The following is a 15,625-nucleotide window of genomic DNA, read 5'->3' as shown; positions in this document are numbered from 1 at the left end:
GCCCGGCGTGATCGCCGGGCTTTTTCAGGTGCGGGGCACTGCAAGCCAGGCTTACAGGATGCTCAGCGGGTATTCCACGATCAGGCGCAGCTCGTCGATCGAGCTCGAACCGTAGTAAACGCCGTCGGCGGAACGGTAGGTGGCCTGACGTACGCGCAAGCTCAGGTCTTTGGCCGGGCCGCTTTGCAGCACGTACTTGACGTCTACGTCGCGTTCCCATTCCTTACCGTTGTTGGTGCTTTCGGTCGTGGCACCGGAACCGCGCACATAGCGGGTCATGAAGGTCAGGCCAGGTACGCCGTATTCGGCGAAGTTCAGGTCGTAGCGAGCCTGCCAGGACTTCTCGTCTTCGGCGTTGAAGTCGGAGCGGGCAACGGAGTTGGCCAGGAAGATGGTGCCGCCACCGTCGACGCCGTAGGCGTAGTCGCCGTCGCCGCTGACTTTCTGGTAAGCCAGGGTGAAGGTGTGGGCGCCAATGTTGTAGGCGGCCGAGAGGCTGGCTGCGATGTTGTCCAGTTCGTTGCTGCCGTCAGCCTTGCTGACGAAGGCGCCGGTCAGGTTGTCGCCGATGGACTTGGTGTCATAGATGTTGAAGTCGAACACCAGGCCTTGTTTGTCGCTGATCGGCAGCGCCCAGTTGATGTTGCCGTACCACTTGCGGAAGTGATCTTCGATGCGCGAGTAGTAGACGCTGGTGCTGAGGTTTTCGTTGATGGCATAGGTGCCACCGAAGACGTTGGCCTCGGTCAGGCGCAGGCTGTCGTGGTAAGTCTGGGCCTGCGCGTTCAGGGCAGTGAAGTGACCGGCGTGCAGGGTCAGGCCATCGATTTCGTTGCTGGTGATCAGGCCGCCTTCAGCAACTTCTGGCAGCAGTCGGCTGTCGTCGGTGGCTAATACCGGCAGGGCGGTGAACTGGTCGCCGAACTTCAGCACGGTATTGGAGACGCGCAGTTTAACTGCACCGCCGCCTTCGGAGTAATCATCTTGCGAACGGCCGTCGGAACCGGTCGGGAACAGGCCGGTGCCGGCGCGGCCTTTGCCGCTGTCCAGTTTCAGGCCCAGCATGCCGATGGCGTCAACGCCGAAGCCCACGGTGCCTTGGGTGAAGCCCGACTCGAAGGTACCCAGGAAGCCCAGGCCGGTTTCTTCGACGCGGCTCTTGCCGCTGTCGTTGTTACGGAAGTCACGGCTGAAGTACAGCATGCGGGTTTTTACGTTCAGCTTGCTGTCTTCGAGGAAACCTTTGGACTCGTCTTGTGCCGAGGCCATTGCCAACTGCGAGGTCCCTGCCGCAACGGCCAGGGCGATCATGCTCCACTTCATCACGCGCATCGTGATTTGCTCCTTTGGTTTTTAGGAAGAGTACCGCTGCATCCATGTGTTTTAGTTATATGGAGCAGCTCTTTCTTGTTATGTCGGCGAAAATGTATAGCACGCTGACTGTTGTTGGCGATATGGCTATAAGCACTCTTTTCGGAACTTTTTCACCCTGTCGCTTTTAGGTATTTCCATGTCGCAAATCACGCCCCGGTTTAGGGCCGTACAACGCCAGCGCTGTTCCTGTCACCGTAACAAACCTGTAATTACCGGTTTAGGTTAGGGGAACTCCCTGGTAACCAATGCCGCTGTTGTTATTTGTCGCGTTCACCTGCCATTGCAGATGTCGTGCCGACTTGGCGTGAAGGGAATGCAACAAGCGTGCTCAAAATTCGCAACACTTCATGAAATTTTCACAAAACCTGCTACCGAGGGTCAGAAAGTCCCGTAAACACGGGGTGAAGCCGGCTCGCGCCCGTGTTGGAGTCGAGAATCATTAAAATTTAAAAAGCTGCCATTAAAGTCAATGTGTTACCGCAACTTGTTCATCCAGAGTCGTTTGTGGGGTGACAGGTGTGGAGAGTGTGGACAGAAGGCCTCATTTTGGTGCGAAAAGTAGCGCTGTGTTACCGGGAGTGTGCAAGGTATCCTTGCAGGCCTGATTTCCGCTTGAAGCGGGTTGGTTTTGCCTGAAGGAGATATGCCGTGTTCGTCCTCGATTCGCGTTTGCAGCAGGATTCCCTGGTGCTGGGGGAGTTTGCACTGTGCCAGTTGCTGCTGAGCAAGGATGCCAACTACCCATGGTTCATCCTGGTGCCCAAGCGCGCCGGCATCAGCGAACTGTTCGAGCTTGAAGCGGCGGAGCAGCAGCAGTTGTGGCAGGAAACAACCCTGTTGGCTGAGGCGCTGAAAGCCAGCTACGGCGCCGACAAGATGAACGTGGCCACCCTGGGCAACGTGGTCAGCCAGCTGCATATGCACGTTATTGTGCGCCAGCGTGACGATGCTGCCTGGCCGGCACCGGTGTGGGGCAAGTGCCCGGCGGTGGCCTACAGCGACGATCAGTTGAATGCCATTCGCCAGCGCCTGCGTGGGCTGCAACTTGCTGGTTACCAGGAGGCCTGAGATGTCGCTGGAGTTACGTATTGTCGAACTGGAAACCCGCCAGGCGTTCCAGGATGACACTATCCAGGCGTTGAATGACGTGGTGGTCGAGCAGGCGCGGGTGATCGAGCGGCTGCAATCGCAGATGGCCGAGCTGATCAAGCGTTATGAAGAGACGGTCGGCCAGTACGGCAGCGAAGGGGAGGAGGCGCCACCGCCTCATTATTGATGCATCGCAGAGGCATATTCGCCGGCATGCCGGTAAATATGCCTCTGGATGAAGTGGCAATCAGCGGCGGGTGACCGCAACCACATCTTCGGCCTGCAGGCCCTTGTCGCGGTGCATCACCGAGAACTCAACGCGCTGGCCTTCGACCAGAATGCGATGGCCTTCGCCGCGAATGGCGCGAAAGTGCACGAAGATGTCATCACCCGAATCGCGGGAAATGAAGCCAAAGCCTTTCGACGTGTTGAACCACTTGACGGTGCCGGTATCCCGATTGCCGGCATCCTGAGCGGCATGCTGGCTGTTGCGTGCCCTGCGCGGGCTGCGGGCAAAACCCACGGCCAGGTGCAGGGCCACTGCCAGTGCCGCGCAGACCAGTGCGGCGAGGTTGCCCATTTCCGGGCGGGCCAGCAATGTCAGGGTTTGCAGTACCACCGCCACCACCAGCAGGGCGCAGGCAAGGTGCTGCAACTGCTGCCGCGCGCCGCGGTAGTACAGGGGCACGACCGGGGCCAGAACCAGGTTGAGCAGGCCGAGGAGTGTCAGGTAGACCGCGTCAGGTTGTTGCAGGAAGGGTGTCGCGTCGCTTTTCAGGCTGGGTATGAGCGATAGCAGCAAGGCTGCCACGCCCGTCACCAGATGGACGATCTTGAACATGGGGTTGGCTCACAGTTGATAAGGCCGATCACAGGAAGAGCGGGCAGCACGGTGCGCATGAGGTGTAGAGCGCGAACACGTGGCAGGCCAGCCTATGCACCCGGCAATGACAGTCCGCACGGGTGGCACGGTGCCTATTTAACAGTAAAGCCGCAGGCTACTCAAACCGCAGGCCGCCCGGCGGGCAATGTGTTGCGCCATGTCACATGCGGCAGGGGCGAAGTGTTGCTACAGTGGTCCCCGTCCGCTTGAGTCTCAAGCCTTATGGAAAGGGGAGCTTCATGGCAATCGATATCGGTATCAGCGAAGAAGATCGCAAGTCCATCGTCGATGGGCTATCCCGCCTGTTGTCGGATACTTACGTGCTGTATCTGAAAACCCATAACTTTCACTGGAACGTCACCGGCCCGTCGTTCCGTACCCTGCACCTGATGTTCGAAGAGCAGTACAACGAGCTGGCGCTGGCGGTCGACTCCATCGCCGAGCGTATCCGGGCCTTGGGCTTCCCGGCGCCGGGCTCGTATGCATTCTATGCGCGGCACTCGTCTATCAAGGAGGAGGAAGGTGTACCCCCGGCGGACGAGATGATCCGCCAGCTGGTACAGGGGCAGGAGGCCGTGGTGCGCACGGCGCGCAGCATTTTCCCGGTGGTGGACAAGGTCAGTGACGAACCTACTGCCGACTTGCTGACCCAGCGCATGCAGGTGCACGAAAAAACCGCGTGGATGCTGCGGGTGCTGCTCGACGGCAAATAGTTATCCAAAGCTGTCACCTGACACTGTGGGAGCGGGCGTGCCCGCTCCCGCAGTTTCTGCTTCACGTTTAAGAAATTAAGTATTTGTGCAGGAAGATTTTGCCGCTGCTCCAAGCCCGGCTATCAGCGCTTCATACGTCACCTGTTACCTGTGATGAGGAAGTAGGGCGCATGATGCAAGCGAGCAAGCGTATGGCTGGGCAGGGGAGCTGGCCGGCAAAGCAGTGCATGGATCCGTTCAAGGCGGATTTCGACATGTTGCAGATCCAGCCGGTGTCGCGTTCGGTGCGGTTGAACGGGTTTTCCACCTGCTTGCGTCTGGAGGCCATCTACTGGGGCATCCTGGAGCGTATCGCCGCTGCTAACCGCTGTTCGGTCAGTGCGGTGTTGTCCTACGTGGACCGCGAAGTGCACTTGCGCCAGGGTGGGGTGCGTAACTTCAGTGGGCTGATCCGGGTCATCTGCGTCGCCTGGCTGCAAAACCCGCCAAGTGTGCGCTGATCGCCGGGCGGGCTGCGCAGTGCCTGTTAACCATATATAATCCCGCTTTTTGCTGCCCCGGCAGCCAGCGTTGTGGTTGACGAGAGACACCCATGCCCCTTTATGACTATCAATGTGCATCCTGCGAGCACCGCATGGAAGTGCTGCAGAAGATCAGCGCCGCGCCGCTGACCGATTGCCCGGCCTGTCAGGCCCCGGCGCTGAAAAAGCTGCTGTCGGTGCCAGGCTTCCGCCTGAGCGGTAATGGTTGGTACGAAACCGACTTCAAGACCGGGGCAAAAAAGAATCTGGCAGGCGGCGACAAGGCCGACTGAGTTGAATGCTGTGACCGGGTCTTGCAGTATTAGCCCTCCGGGCGGCCAAGGCCTCCACCGAATACACGAATCACGAGAAGCGAAACCACCATCATGATGCGCAGCCATTATTGCGGCCAACTGAACGAGAGCCTGGACGGCCAGGAAGTCACCCTTTGCGGCTGGGTCCATCGTCGCCGCGACCACGGCGGGGTGATCTTCCTCGACATCCGTGACCGCGAAGGCATGGCCCAGGTCGTGTTCGACCCGGATCGCGCCGAAACCTTCGCCGCCGCCGACCGCGTGCGCAGCGAATACGTCGTGCAGATCACCGGCAAGGTGCGCAAGCGCCCAGACGGTGCGGTGAATGCCAACATGGCCTCCGGCGCCATCGAGATCCTCGGCTACCAGCTGAACGTGCTCAACGAAGCGGAAACCCCGCCGTTCCCGCTGAACGAGTACTCCGACGTTGGCGAAGAAACCCGCCTGCGCTACCGTTTCATCGACCTGCGTCGCCCGGAAATGGCCGACAAGCTGCGCCTGCGTTCGCGCATCACCAGCAGCATCCGCCGCTTCCTCGACGAAAACGGCTTCCTCGACGTCGAAACCCCGATCCTCACCCGTGCCACGCCCGAAGGTGCGCGTGACTACCTGGTGCCAAGCCGTACCCACGCCGGTAGCTTCTTCGCCCTGCCGCAGTCGCCCCAGCTGTTCAAGCAGCTGCTGATGGTGGCCGGCTTCGACCGCTACTACCAGATCGCCAAGTGCTTCCGTGACGAAGACCTGCGTGCCGACCGTCAGCCGGAATTCACCCAGATCGACATCGAGACCAGCTTCCTCGATGAAAGCGAGATCATGGGCCTGACCGAAAGCATGATCCGCAAGCTGTTCAAGGAAGTGCTGGACCTGGAGTTCGGCGAATTCCCGCACATGACCTTCGAAGAAGCCATGCGCCGCTACGGCTCCGACAAGCCAGACCTGCGTAACCCGCTGGAACTGGTCGACGTTGCCGACCAGCTGAAAGACGTCGACTTCAAAGTGTTCGCCGGCCCGGCCAACGATCCTAAGTGCCGTGTGACCGCCCTGCGCCTGCCTGGCGGTGCCAGCATGCCGCGCAGCAAGATCGACGAGTACACCAAGTTCGTCGGCATCTACGGTGCCAAGGGCCTGGCCTACATCAAGGTCAACGAGCGCGCCAAGGGCGTCGAGGGCCTGCAGTCGCCGATCGTCAAGAACATCCCTGAGGCCAACCTCAACACCATCCTCGACCGCGTCGGTGCCGTAGACGGCGACATCGTGTTCTTCGGTGCAGACAAGTTCAAGGTGGTCAGCGAAGCCCTGGGCGCGCTGCGTATCCGCTTGGGTCACGACTTCGAGCTGCTGACCTGCGAGTGGGCGCCGATGTGGGTCGTCGACTTCCCGATGTTCGAAGAAAACGAAGACGGCAGCTTCACCGCGCTGCACCACCCGTTCACCGCGCCGAAGTGCACCCCGGAAGAGCTCGAGGCCAACCCGGCTACAGCCCTGTCGCGTGCCTACGATATGGTTCTGAACGGTACCGAACTGGGTGGCGGTTCGATCCGTATTCACCGCAAAGAGATGCAACAGGCGGTATTCCGTCTGCTGGGTATCGAGGCAGAAGAACAGGAAGAGAAGTTCGGCTTCCTGCTCGACGCCCTGAAGTTCGGCGCTCCGCCTCACGGTGGCCTGGCCTTCGGCCTGGACCGTTTGGTCATGCTGATGACCGGCGCCCAGTCGATCCGTGAAGTGATCGCCTTCCCGAAAACCCAGAGCGCTGCATGCGTCATGACCCAGGCCCCTGGCATGGTCGACGCCAAGGCCCTGCGCGAGCTGCACATTCGACTGCGCGAGCAGACCAAGGTCGAGTAAGCAGTCCCGGGCGCATCCATATGGATGCGCCTTTGCGTTTCGGCGCAGGTATTTTTCCGTCCCGCCCCGTACAGGGGCGGGGCTGTTTGTGAAACAAAGGATTCGGAGTCGTTATGGCTGGTCATTCCAAGTGGGCGAACATCAAGCACCGCAAAGAGCGCCAGGATGCCAAGAGAGGCAAGATCTTCACCAAGTGGATCCGCGAACTGACCGTTGCGGCCAAGCAAGGCGGTGCTGACCCGGCATCGAACCCGCGCCTGCGTCTGGCGCTGGACAAGGCGCTGGGCGCCAACATGAGCCGCGACATCATCGATCGCGCCGTGGCTCGGGGTGCCGGCACCAACGAAAGCGATAACGTCGAAGAGCTCAGCTATGAAGGTTACGGTCCGGGCGGCGTGGCGATCATGGTCGAAGCCATGACCGACAACCGCAACCGTACTGCCGCCGCCGTGCGTCATGCCTTCACCAAGTGTGGTGGCAACCTGGGTACCGACGGTTCGGTGGCCTACCTGTTCGAGCGCAAAGGCCAGATCAGCTTTGCGCCGGGCGTGGACGAAGACGCGTTGATGGAAGCAGCGATGGAGGCTGATGCCGACGACGTTGTGGCCAACGACGACGGCTCGTTCGACGTGTTCACCTCGTTCAACAGCTTCTATGCCGTGCGCAACGCCCTGGAAGAGGCGGGTTTCAAGGCCGCTGACGCAGAAATCGTCATGCAGCCGACCACCAGCGCCGAGCTCGACCAGGAGGGTGCCGAAAAGGTGCTCAAGCTGATTGACATGCTCGAAGACCTGGATGACGTGCAGAACGTCTACTCCAATGCCCAGATTTCCGATGAGATCATGGAAAACCTCGGCTAAGGTTCTTTCGTTGGCCTTGATGGCCTATTCGCGGGCAAGCCCGCTCCCACAGGGGCCGTGCGGTCTTTGTGGGAGCGGGCTTGCCCGCGAAAGGGCCGTACATTTTGAACAAACAGGCACTATGACTCTGATTCTTGGTATCGACCCCGGCTCACGCATCACCGGCTATGGCGTGGTACGCCAAACCGCCCGTGGTTGCGAGTACGTGGCGTCGGGCTGTATCCGCACCGGCAGCGGCGAGTTGCACGAGCGGCTGCAGATCGTTTTTCGTGGTGTCAGTGAAATCATTGCCCAGCACGGCCCGGTCACCATGGGCATCGAGCGGGTGTTCATGGCCCGTAACGCCGACTCGGCGCTAAAGCTCGGCCAGGCCCGCGGTGCGGCCATCGTCGCGGCCGCCGAAGCCGGCCTGGAAATCGCCGAATACAGCGCCACCCAGGTCAAGCAGGCGGTAGCCGGTACCGGTGGGGCTAACAAGGAGCAGGTGATGATGATGGTCATGCACCTGTTGAAATTGACGCAAAAGCCGCAGATTGACGCCTCCGATGCGCTGGCCATCGCCTTGTGCCATGCGCATACCCGTTCAAGCCTGGTACCGCATGGCCTGAGCACGGCACGGCGACGTGGCGGGCGCTTGCGTCTGTAGGCGCTTCATGCGCTGATACACATTTTGTTCGGGTGATGCGTTCACCCGCTGCATTTGCTGATAGGGTTGAGCGGTCTTTGACCGGCTCCCCGAGAGGAAGGATCGGAACGTGATTGGACGTTTGCGCGGCACCTTGGCGGAAAAACAGCCGCCGCACCTGATTATCGACGTCAACGGCGTTGGGTACGAACTGGAAGTTCCCATGACCACGCTGTACCGTCTGCCCAAGGTGGGCGAAAGCGTCACCGTGCACACTCATCTGGTGGTGCGCGAAGATGCTCACCTGCTATATGGCTTTGCCGAAAAGCGCGAGCGCGAGCTGTTCCGGGAGCTCATCCGCCTCAACGGCGTGGGCCCGAAGCTGGCGTTGGCGCTGATGTCCGGCCTCGAAGTCGACGAACTGGTGCGTTGCGTGCAAGCCCAGGATACTTCGGCCTTGGTGCGCGTGCCCGGTGTCGGCAAAAAAACCGCCGAACGCTTGCTGGTCGAGCTCAAAGACCGCTTCAAGGCCTGGGAAACTTCGCCAGCCATGTTCACCCTGGTGTCCGATGGGCCATTGCCGCTCGCCAGCGAGTCCACTGCCGAGGCCGATGCGGTCAGCGCGCTGGTCTCGCTGGGCTACAAGCCGCAGGAAGCCAGCAAGGCAATCGCCGCGATCAAGGACAAGGCAGGTCTGAGCAGTGAAGAACTGATCCGCCGCAGCCTGAAAGGGATGATTACCAAGTGATCGAAGCCGACCGCCTGATCGCCGCCAGTGGCCGCGACCGTGAAGAAGTCCAGGACCGGGCGATTCGCCCGCTGCGCCTGGACGAGTACATCGGCCAGCCGGTCGTGCGCGAGCAGATGGCCCTGTTCATCCAGGCCGCTCGTGGGCGCAACGAGTCGCTCGACCACACGCTGATCTTTGGACCGCCCGGGTTGGGCAAGACCACGTTGGCCAACATCATCGCCCAGGAAATGGGCGTTTCGGTCAAAAGCACCTCGGGCCCGATCCTTGAGCGTCCAGGTGACCTGGCGGCCATGCTGACCAACCTCGAACCGCACGACGTCCTGTTCATCGACGAGATCCACCGGCTGTCACCGGTCGTCGAAGAGGTGCTGTACCCGGCCATGGAGGACTTCCAGCTCGACATCATGATCGGCGAAGGCCCGGCCGCCCGTTCGATCAAGCTCGACCTGCCGCCGTTTACCTTGGTCGGCGCGACTACCCGTGCCGGCATGCTCACCAACCCGCTGCGTGACCGCTTCGGTATCGTGCAGCGTCTGGAGTTCTACAGCGACAAAGACCTGGCCACCATCGTTAGCCGTTCGGCGAACATCCTTGGCCTGGTCATCGAAGATCAGGGTGCCTACGAAATTGCCCGTCGTGCCCGTGGCACGCCACGTATCGCCAACCGCCTGTTGCGCCGCGTGCGCGACTACGCCGAGGTGCGCGGCAAGGGCCAGATCACCAAGGCCGTGGCCGACATGGCGCTGAACCTGCTGGACGTCGACGAGCGCGGTTTCGACCATTCCGACCGCCGCCTGCTGTTGACCATGATCGAGAAGTTCGATGGTGGCCCGGTAGGCGTGGACAACCTGGCGGCGGCGATCAGCGAAGAGCGCCACACCATCGAGGATGTGCTCGAACCGTACCTGATCCAGCAGGGCTATATCATGCGCACGCCGCGCGGCCGCGTTGTTACCCGGCATGCCTATCTGCACTTTGGCCTGAATATTCCCGGGCGCTTGGGGGAGGGCGGTGATTTTTCAGAACCAGGTGATGAATGACAGATCGAATGCGACTTTTCGTGGTCCTACCGCTGGCATGCCCAGGGTGCGCTGGCAATCAGACATTAATGAAGAAAAAACAGTTGCCACAGCGGATTGGCAAGCTGAGGAGTAAGCACTAGAGTATGCGCGCGCAAAATCAGCTCGAACCGTTCGCACACCGTTGTCGCGTCTATTACGAAGATACCGATGCGGGCGGCGTGGTGTATTACGTCAACTACCTGAAATTCATGGAGCGCGCGCGCACCGAACGCCTGCGGCACCTGGGCTTTTCCCAGTCGCAACTGGCCGAAGACAACCTGCTGTTCGTGGTCCATTCCAGCGAAGCGCGCTATCACGCGCCGGCGCGGCTGGATGACGAATTGCGGGTAACCGCGCAAGTACTTGAACTCAATCGCGCCAGCCTGCGTTTCGTGCAGCAGGTCTGGCGGGAAAAGGATGAAACGCTGCTTTGCGAAGGGCAGTTCCTGGTGGCCGCCGTGCGCGCCGACACTTTCAAACCCCGAGCCATACCCCCCCAGCTGCGCGACGCCTTTGCGGCGGACGGCTCGGGTAATCAATCGAATGCAGGAGAATAAGCGTGGAAGCTAACGTCGTCGACCATACCTCCATGTGGAGTCTGGTCAGCAATGCCAGCGTGGTGGTACAGCTGGTAATGCTGACCCTGGTGGCCGCCTCGGTCACTTCATGGATCATGATCTTCCAGCGCAGCACCATGCTGCGCGCCGGTCGTCGTGCGCTGGATGCCTTCGAGGAGCGCTTCTGGTCGGGCATCGACCTGTCCAAGCTGTACCGCCAGGCAGGCAGCAACCCAGACCCGGACTCCGGTGTAGAGCAGGTTTTCCGTGCCGGCTTCAAGGAGTTCTCGCGCCTGCGCCAGCAGCCGGGTGTTGACCCGGATGCGGTCATGGAAGGCGTTGGCCGTGCCATGCGCGTGGCCATTTCGCGCGAGGAAGAAAAACTCGAGCAGAGCCTGCCATTCCTGGCCACCGTCGGTTCGACCAGCCCGTACATCGGCCTGTTCGGTACCGTATGGGGCATCATGAACTCCTTCCGTGGCCTGGCCAGCGCCCAGCAGGCCACCCTGGCCACCGTGGCCCCGGGTATCGCCGAAGCGCTGATCGCCACTGCCATCGGCCTGTTCGCGGCAATCCCGGCGGTCATCGCCTACAACCGTTTCGCCGCGCGCAGTGAAGTGCTGATCGGTCGTTACTACACCTTCGCCGACGAGTTCCAGGCGATCCTGCACCGCAAAGTGCACACCAGCGAAGAGTAATCAGGTAGAAGCCCATGGCCCGAGTTCGCCACAAACGCAAGCCCGTCGCCGAGATGAACGTGGTGCCCTACATCGACGTGATGCTGGTGCTGCTGGTCATCTTCATGGTGACGGCGCCCATGCTCAACCAGGGCGTGAAGGTCGACTTGCCCAAGGTTTCCAGCGAAGCCTTGCCGCAGGACAACAACGTCCAGATCCTCACCATCTCCATCAAGGCCGATAAAACCTATTACTGGAACCTCGGCAGCGAAGTCGATACCGACAAGCAGATGGACAAGGCCATGACCTTGCCCGCCATGACCGACGCCGTGACCAAGATCATTGCTGCCGGTCGTGACCAGGGCAAGCAGACCCAGGTGTTCATTCGTGGCGACAAGGCTGTCGACTATGGCGCGGTCATGGGTGCCATGGGCGGGTTGCAGAAGGCCGGTGTCGGTAACGTTGGCCTGATTACCGAGGCGCCCTGATGCAACAGCGAGAGCCATCCGCCTCGGAAAGCTACTTCTGGCCCAGTGTCTGGGCCATCGGCCTGCATGTGTTGGTGTTCGCCTTGCTGTTCGTCAGTTTTGCCATGACGCCTGAGCTGCCGCCATCCAAGCCGATTGTTCAGGCTACCCTGTACCAGCTCAAGTCCAAGAGCCAGGCGACTACCCAGACCAATCAGAAGATTGCCGGGGAAGCGAAGAAAACGGCTTCGCGCCAGACCGAGGTCGAGCAGCTGGAGCAGAAGAAGGTCGAGCAGGAGGCCGTGAAGGCCGCGGAACAAAAGAAAGCCGACGCTGCTCAAAAGGCCGAAGAGGCCCGCGAAGCCGCCGAGGCGAAAAAAGCCGAGGACGCTGCCAAGGCCGCTGAAGCCGCCAAGGCTGCCGAGGCCAAGAAAGCCGCCGAAGCCAAGAAGGCCGACGAGGCGAAGAAGGCCGCCGAGAAGCAGCAGGCCGACATCGCCAAGAAGAAGGCCGAGGAAGAAGCCAAGAAAAAAGCCGAAGAAGAGGCCAAGAAAGAGGCCGCTGAAGAGGCGAAGAAACAAGCCGCCGAGGACGCCAAGAAAAAGGCAGCCGAAGAGGCCAAGAAGAAAGCAGCCGAGGACGCCAAGAAGAAAGCGGCGGCCGAGGACGCGAAGAAGAAGGCAGCTGAAGAGGCCAAGAAAAAGGCCGCTGCAGACGCCCAGAAGAAAAAGGCACAGGAAGCGGCCCGCAAGGCGGCAGAAGACAAAAAAGCGCAGGCCCTGGCCGAGCTGTTGTCCGACACCACCGAGCGGCAGCAAGCGCTGGCCGACGAGCAGGGTGACCAGGTGGCCGGCGACTTCGACGACCTGATCCGCATGCGAGCGGCCGAAGGCTGGGCGCGTCCGCCTTCCGCGCGCAAGGGCATGACGGTGGTCCTGCAGATCAACATGTTGCCGGACGGTACCATCACCAGTGTCAGCGTGGCCCGTTCAAGTGGTGACGGCCCGTACGACAGTTCGGCGGTGGCTGCGGTGAAGAACATTGGTCGTTTGACCGAGATGCAGGGTATGAAGCCGAGCGATTTCAACCAATATCGTTCGTTCAAGATGACATTTACACCTGAGGATCTAGCGTTGTGATTAAACGTCTTAGAGGACTGCTGGTCATGCTGTGCTGCGTGGCAGGCATGGCTGTGGCAGAGGAAAAGAACATCCTGGTCACCAGCGGCAGCGACCGGGCAACCCCGATCGCGGTGGTGCCGTTCGGTCTGCAGGGCGGCAGCGTGTTGCCAGAAGACATTGCCGATATCATCGGCAACGACCTGCGCAACTCTGGCTACTACTCGCCAATTCCGCGGCAGAACATGATCAGCCAGCCGTCGCAGGCCAGCGAAGTGATCTTCCGCGACTGGAAAGCGCTGGGTGCACAGTACGTGATGGTGGGCAGCATCGTGCCGGCAGGCGGTCGTCTGCAGGTGCAGTACGCGCTGTTCAACGTCGCTACCGAGCAGCAAGTGCTGACCGGCAGCGTCGCGGGTAGCACCGACCAGTTGCGCGACATGGCGCACTACATTGCCGACCAGTCGTTCGAGAAGCTCACCGGCATCAAGGGTGCGTTCTCCACCCGCATGCTGTACGTGACGGCCGAGCGTTTCTCCACCAACAACACCCGCTACACCCTGCAGCGTTCGGACTACGACGGTGCGCGTGCAGTTACCCTGCTGCAATCGCGTGAGCCGATCCTGTCGCCGCGCTTTGCGCCGGATGGCAAGCGTATCGCCTATGTGTCGTTCGAGCAGAAGCGCCCGCGCATCTTCATCCAGAACATCGATACCGGCCGCCGCGAGCAGGTGACCAACTTCGAAGGCCTGAACGGTGCGCCAGCCTGGTCGCCGGACGGTTCGCGCCTGGCGTTCGTATTGTCGAAAGACGGCAACCCGGACATCTACGTTATGAACGTGGCATCGCGCCAGATCAGCCGTGTTACCGCCGGCCCGGGTATCAATACCGAACCATTCTGGGGTAAAGATGGCAACACGCTTTACTTCACTTCCGACCGTGGCGGCAAACCGCAGATCTACAAACAGTCGGTCGGTGGTGGTGGTGCCGAGCGTGTAACCTTCGTGGGTAACTACAACGCCAACCCGAAACTTTCGGCGGACGAAAAAACCTTGGTGATGATCCATCGCCAACAGGGCTTTACCAACTTTAAAGTGGCGGCACAGGACTTGCAGCGCGGAAGTGTAAAGATTCTGTCTGAAACAAGTCTTGATGAGTCTCCCACTGTTGCGCCCAACGGCACCATGCTAATCTACGCCACCCGCCAGCAGGGCCGGGGAGTCTTGATGCTCGTGTCGCTTAATGGCCGCGTGAGGCTCCCACTTCCTACCGCTCAAGGCGAAGTCAGAGAACCGTCCTGGTCCCCTTACCTGAACTGATTGCGGCGTAATACGTTTTGCTTAACACACTGGGGTTTCATTAGGAGTTTCACGATGGAAATGCTGAAGTTTGGTAAATTTGCTGCGCTGGCTCTGGCCATGGCCGTAGCTGTAGGTTGCTCCTCGAAGGGCGGTGACAATGCAGGCGAAGGCGCTGCTGTAGACCCGAACGCTGGCTACGGTGCCAACACTGGCGCAGTTGACGGCTCCCTGAGCGAAGAAGCTGCCCTGCGCGCAATCACCACCTTCTACTTCGAATACGACAGCTCGGACCTGAAGCCAGAAGCCATGCGCGCTCTGGACGTTCACGCCAAGGACCTGAAAGCCAACGGCAACCGCGTTGTTCTGGAAGGCAACACCGACGAGCGCGGCACCCGCGAGTACAACATGGCTCTGGGTGAGCGTCGTGCGAAAGCCGTTCAGCGCTACCTGGTTCTGCAGGGCGTTTCCCCTGCTCAGCTGGAACTGGTTTCCTACGGCGAAGAGCGTCCAGTTGCCACCGGCAACGACGAGCAGTCCTGGGCTCAGAACCGTCGCGTAGAACTGCGTAAGTAAGTTCTTATGCGTATGTGCCGCCGTGTAGTAACCGTCCTCGCACTCAGCCTGCCGCTCGCGGCCTGGGCTGAGGTCCCTGTAGTAGATGACAACGCAGGCGCTTATCCGCCTGCGGGTTATGGCACGAGCGGCGCCTATGCCGGGTCGGGGGCTTCGGCCCCTGCCTCTGCACAGGGCCAGCTGTTCATGCAGCTGCAACAGATGCAGGATCAGCTTTCCCGCCAGCAAGGCATCATCGAAGAGCTGCAAAACGATGTGTCGCGCATGAAGCAGGAAAACCTGGAGCGATACCAGGACCTGGACCGTCGCATCAACAGTGGCGCTGCGCCTGCCGCAACCCCTGACAATTCCTCCGGTGGTGGTGCTTCCAATACCGCCCCCGATGCAGCAGCAGGTGCTGCTGCGCAACAACCGGCCGCCAGTAGCGAGCCCGGTGATCCGGCGAAAGAAAAGCTCTACTACGATGCCGCTTTCGACCTGATCAAGCAGAAAGACTTCGACAAGGCCAGCCAGGCGTTCAATGCCTTCCTGCGCAAATACCCCAACAGCCAGTACGCCGGCAATGCCCAGTACTGGTTGGGTGAAGTGAACCTGGCCAAGGGCGACCTGCAAGGTGCCAGCCAGGCCTTTGCCCAGGTCAGCCAGAAGTACCCGAAACACAGCAAAGTGCCGGATTCGCTCTATAAGCTGGCCGATGTCGAGCGTCGCATGGGGCACACCGACAAGGTCAAGGGCATCCTGCAACAGGTCATCACCCAGTACCCCGGCACCTCCGCCGCGCAACTGGCTCAGCGTGACCTGCAGAAGCTCTAAGCGCTGTAGCTGTACCTTTCGAAAGAAACCCGCGCCAGTCGCGGGTTTTTTCGTTAGAATCAATGCCCTTTTTTCGTAAA

19 protein-coding genes are annotated in these 15,625 nt (G+C 60.5%); 17 read left to right on the top strand and 2 right to left on the bottom strand.

Annotation, left to right across the window (positions count from 1 at the left end; all coding sequences use genetic code 11):
• Window positions 1–51: 51 nt before the first annotated feature.
• Window positions 52–1,332: an OprD family porin gene (locus D906_RS04650; RefSeq protein ID WP_019098460.1), complete on the bottom strand. Its 1,281-nt coding sequence runs from the start codon at window positions 1,330–1,332 to the stop codon at window positions 52–54.
• A gap of 690 nt (window positions 1,333–2,022) precedes the next feature.
• Between D906_RS04650 and D906_RS04645 the strand changes: the two genes are divergently transcribed.
• Together D906_RS04645 and D906_RS04640 are read left to right on the top strand one after the other, a co-directional pair.
• Window positions 2,023–2,442: an HIT domain-containing protein gene (locus tag D906_RS04645; protein WP_019098461.1), complete on the top strand. Its 420-nt coding sequence runs from the start codon at window positions 2,023–2,025 to the stop codon at window positions 2,440–2,442.
• Window position 2,443: 1 nt separating this feature from the next.
• Window positions 2,444–2,650: a SlyX family protein gene (locus D906_RS04640; RefSeq protein WP_027615343.1), complete on the top strand. Its 207-nt coding sequence runs from the start codon at window positions 2,444–2,446 to the stop codon at window positions 2,648–2,650.
• Between the two features lie 60 nt (window positions 2,651–2,710).
• On the opposite strand, the gene D906_RS26935 is transcribed toward D906_RS04640, so the two are convergent.
• The gene (locus tag D906_RS26935) at window positions 2,711–3,304 is read right to left on the bottom strand and encodes a cold-shock protein (protein WP_027615342.1); all 594 of its coding nucleotides are present in this window, start codon (window positions 3,302–3,304) and stop codon (window positions 2,711–2,713) included.
• A 281-nt stretch (window positions 3,305–3,585) separates the two neighbouring features.
• On the opposite strand from D906_RS26935, the gene D906_RS04630 reads away from it, so the two are divergent.
• From D906_RS04630 to ybgF, 15 genes are all read left to right on the top strand, one after another.
• On the top strand, window positions 3,586–4,059 hold the full coding sequence (locus D906_RS04630) for a Dps family protein (protein ID WP_003254783.1): 474 nt from the start codon (window positions 3,586–3,588) through the stop codon (window positions 4,057–4,059).
• Window positions 4,060–4,229: 170 nt separating this feature from the next.
• Window positions 4,230–4,559, top strand: a complete 330-nt coding sequence (locus D906_RS04625) for a ribbon-helix-helix domain-containing protein (RefSeq protein ID WP_019098463.1) — start codon at window positions 4,230–4,232, stop codon at window positions 4,557–4,559.
• Between the two features lie 92 nt (window positions 4,560–4,651).
• Window positions 4,652–4,873, top strand: a complete 222-nt coding sequence (locus D906_RS04620) for an FmdB family zinc ribbon protein (RefSeq protein WP_003254776.1) — start codon at window positions 4,652–4,654, stop codon at window positions 4,871–4,873.
• Window positions 4,874–4,966: 93 nt separating this feature from the next.
• Window positions 4,967–6,742, top strand: coding sequence for an aspartate--tRNA ligase (aspS, locus tag D906_RS04615; protein ID WP_019098464.1), 1,776 nt, complete (start codon window positions 4,967–4,969; stop codon window positions 6,740–6,742).
• Between the two features lie 113 nt (window positions 6,743–6,855).
• The gene (locus D906_RS04610) at window positions 6,856–7,602 is read left to right on the top strand and encodes a YebC/PmpR family DNA-binding transcriptional regulator (protein ID WP_016711997.1); all 747 of its coding nucleotides are present in this window, start codon (window positions 6,856–6,858) and stop codon (window positions 7,600–7,602) included.
• A gap of 121 nt (window positions 7,603–7,723) precedes the next feature.
• Complete coding sequence (ruvC, locus tag D906_RS04605; RefSeq protein WP_003254769.1) at window positions 7,724–8,248, top strand: crossover junction endodeoxyribonuclease RuvC; 525 nt, start codon at window positions 7,724–7,726, stop codon at window positions 8,246–8,248.
• A 109-nt stretch (window positions 8,249–8,357) separates the two neighbouring features.
• The gene (gene ruvA, locus D906_RS04600; RefSeq protein ID WP_019098465.1) at window positions 8,358–8,975 is read left to right on the top strand and encodes a Holliday junction branch migration protein RuvA; all 618 of its coding nucleotides are present in this window, start codon (window positions 8,358–8,360) and stop codon (window positions 8,973–8,975) included.
• A complete protein-coding gene (ruvB, locus tag D906_RS04595) occupies window positions 8,972–10,018 on the top strand; it encodes a Holliday junction branch migration DNA helicase RuvB (protein WP_019098466.1) in 1,047 nt (348 codons plus the stop codon). The genes ruvA and ruvB overlap by 4 nt, the downstream gene beginning before the upstream one ends.
• Before the next feature lie 125 nt (window positions 10,019–10,143).
• Window positions 10,144–10,596 (top strand): tol-pal system-associated acyl-CoA thioesterase, encoded by a 453-nt coding sequence (ybgC, locus tag D906_RS04590; RefSeq protein WP_016711994.1) that lies wholly within the window; start codon window positions 10,144–10,146, stop codon window positions 10,594–10,596.
• A 2-nt stretch (window positions 10,597–10,598) separates the two neighbouring features.
• Window positions 10,599–11,294: a protein TolQ gene (gene tolQ, locus D906_RS04585; RefSeq protein WP_010952367.1), complete on the top strand. Its 696-nt coding sequence runs from the start codon at window positions 10,599–10,601 to the stop codon at window positions 11,292–11,294.
• 14 nt (window positions 11,295–11,308) lie between these two features.
• A complete protein-coding gene (gene tolR, locus D906_RS04580; protein WP_003254760.1) occupies window positions 11,309–11,761 on the top strand; it encodes a protein TolR in 453 nt (150 codons plus the stop codon).
• Complete coding sequence (gene tolA, locus D906_RS04575) at window positions 11,761–12,879, top strand: cell envelope integrity protein TolA (protein WP_016711993.1); 1,119 nt, start codon at window positions 11,761–11,763, stop codon at window positions 12,877–12,879. Before tolR ends, tolA begins: the two co-directional genes overlap by 1 nt.
• A 26-nt stretch (window positions 12,880–12,905) precedes the next feature.
• Entirely contained in the window at window positions 12,906–14,177 is a 1,272-nt protein-coding gene (tolB, locus tag D906_RS04570) for a Tol-Pal system beta propeller repeat protein TolB (protein ID WP_019098470.1), read from the top strand.
• Between the two features lie 54 nt (window positions 14,178–14,231).
• A complete protein-coding gene (gene pal / locus D906_RS04565) occupies window positions 14,232–14,732 on the top strand; it encodes a peptidoglycan-associated lipoprotein Pal (protein WP_003254755.1) in 501 nt (166 codons plus the stop codon).
• A gap of 6 nt (window positions 14,733–14,738) precedes the next feature.
• Complete coding sequence (gene ybgF, locus D906_RS04560; RefSeq protein ID WP_019098471.1) at window positions 14,739–15,545, top strand: tol-pal system protein YbgF; 807 nt, start codon at window positions 14,739–14,741, stop codon at window positions 15,543–15,545.
• Window positions 15,546–15,625 lie beyond the last annotated feature (80 nt).

The organism is Pseudomonas sp. LAIL14HWK12:I1, from assembly GCF_003202095.1.
Lineage (GTDB): Bacteria > Pseudomonadota > Gammaproteobacteria > Pseudomonadales > Pseudomonadaceae > Aquipseudomonas > Aquipseudomonas monteilii.
This window is presented reverse-complemented; position numbering and strand designations above follow the sequence as displayed.

Bases quoted from the DNA above. Each gene is read 5' to 3' on its own strand.
- ybgF (WP_019098471.1), top strand. From the start codon at position 14,739: ATGCGTATGTGCCGCCGTGTAGTAACCGTCCTCGCACTCAGCCTGCCG.
- tolA (WP_016711993.1), top strand. From the start codon at position 11,761: ATGCAACAGCGAGAGCCATCCGCCTCGGAAAGCTACTTCTGGCCCAGT.
- D906_RS04625 (WP_019098463.1), top strand. From the start codon at position 4,230: ATGATGCAAGCGAGCAAGCGTATGGCTGGGCAGGGGAGCTGGCCGGCA.
- D906_RS04610 (WP_016711997.1), top strand. From the start codon at position 6,856: ATGGCTGGTCATTCCAAGTGGGCGAACATCAAGCACCGCAAAGAGCGC.
- tolB (WP_019098470.1), top strand. From the start codon at position 12,906: ATGCTGTGCTGCGTGGCAGGCATGGCTGTGGCAGAGGAAAAGAACATC.
- D906_RS04640 (WP_027615343.1), top strand. From the start codon at position 2,444: ATGTCGCTGGAGTTACGTATTGTCGAACTGGAAACCCGCCAGGCGTTC.
- D906_RS04630 (WP_003254783.1), top strand. From the start codon at position 3,586: ATGGCAATCGATATCGGTATCAGCGAAGAAGATCGCAAGTCCATCGTC.
- ruvC (WP_003254769.1), top strand. From the start codon at position 7,724: ATGACTCTGATTCTTGGTATCGACCCCGGCTCACGCATCACCGGCTAT.
- aspS (WP_019098464.1), top strand. From the start codon at position 4,967: ATGATGCGCAGCCATTATTGCGGCCAACTGAACGAGAGCCTGGACGGC.
- D906_RS04650 (WP_019098460.1), bottom strand. From the start codon at position 1,332: ATGCGCGTGATGAAGTGGAGCATGATCGCCCTGGCCGTTGCGGCAGGG.
- D906_RS04620 (WP_003254776.1), top strand. From the start codon at position 4,652: ATGCCCCTTTATGACTATCAATGTGCATCCTGCGAGCACCGCATGGAA.
- ybgC (WP_016711994.1), top strand. From the start codon at position 10,144: ATGCGCGCGCAAAATCAGCTCGAACCGTTCGCACACCGTTGTCGCGTC.
- D906_RS26935 (WP_027615342.1), bottom strand. From the start codon at position 3,304: ATGTTCAAGATCGTCCATCTGGTGACGGGCGTGGCAGCCTTGCTGCTA.
- pal (WP_003254755.1), top strand. From the start codon at position 14,232: ATGGAAATGCTGAAGTTTGGTAAATTTGCTGCGCTGGCTCTGGCCATG.
- tolR (WP_003254760.1), top strand. From the start codon at position 11,309: ATGGCCCGAGTTCGCCACAAACGCAAGCCCGTCGCCGAGATGAACGTG.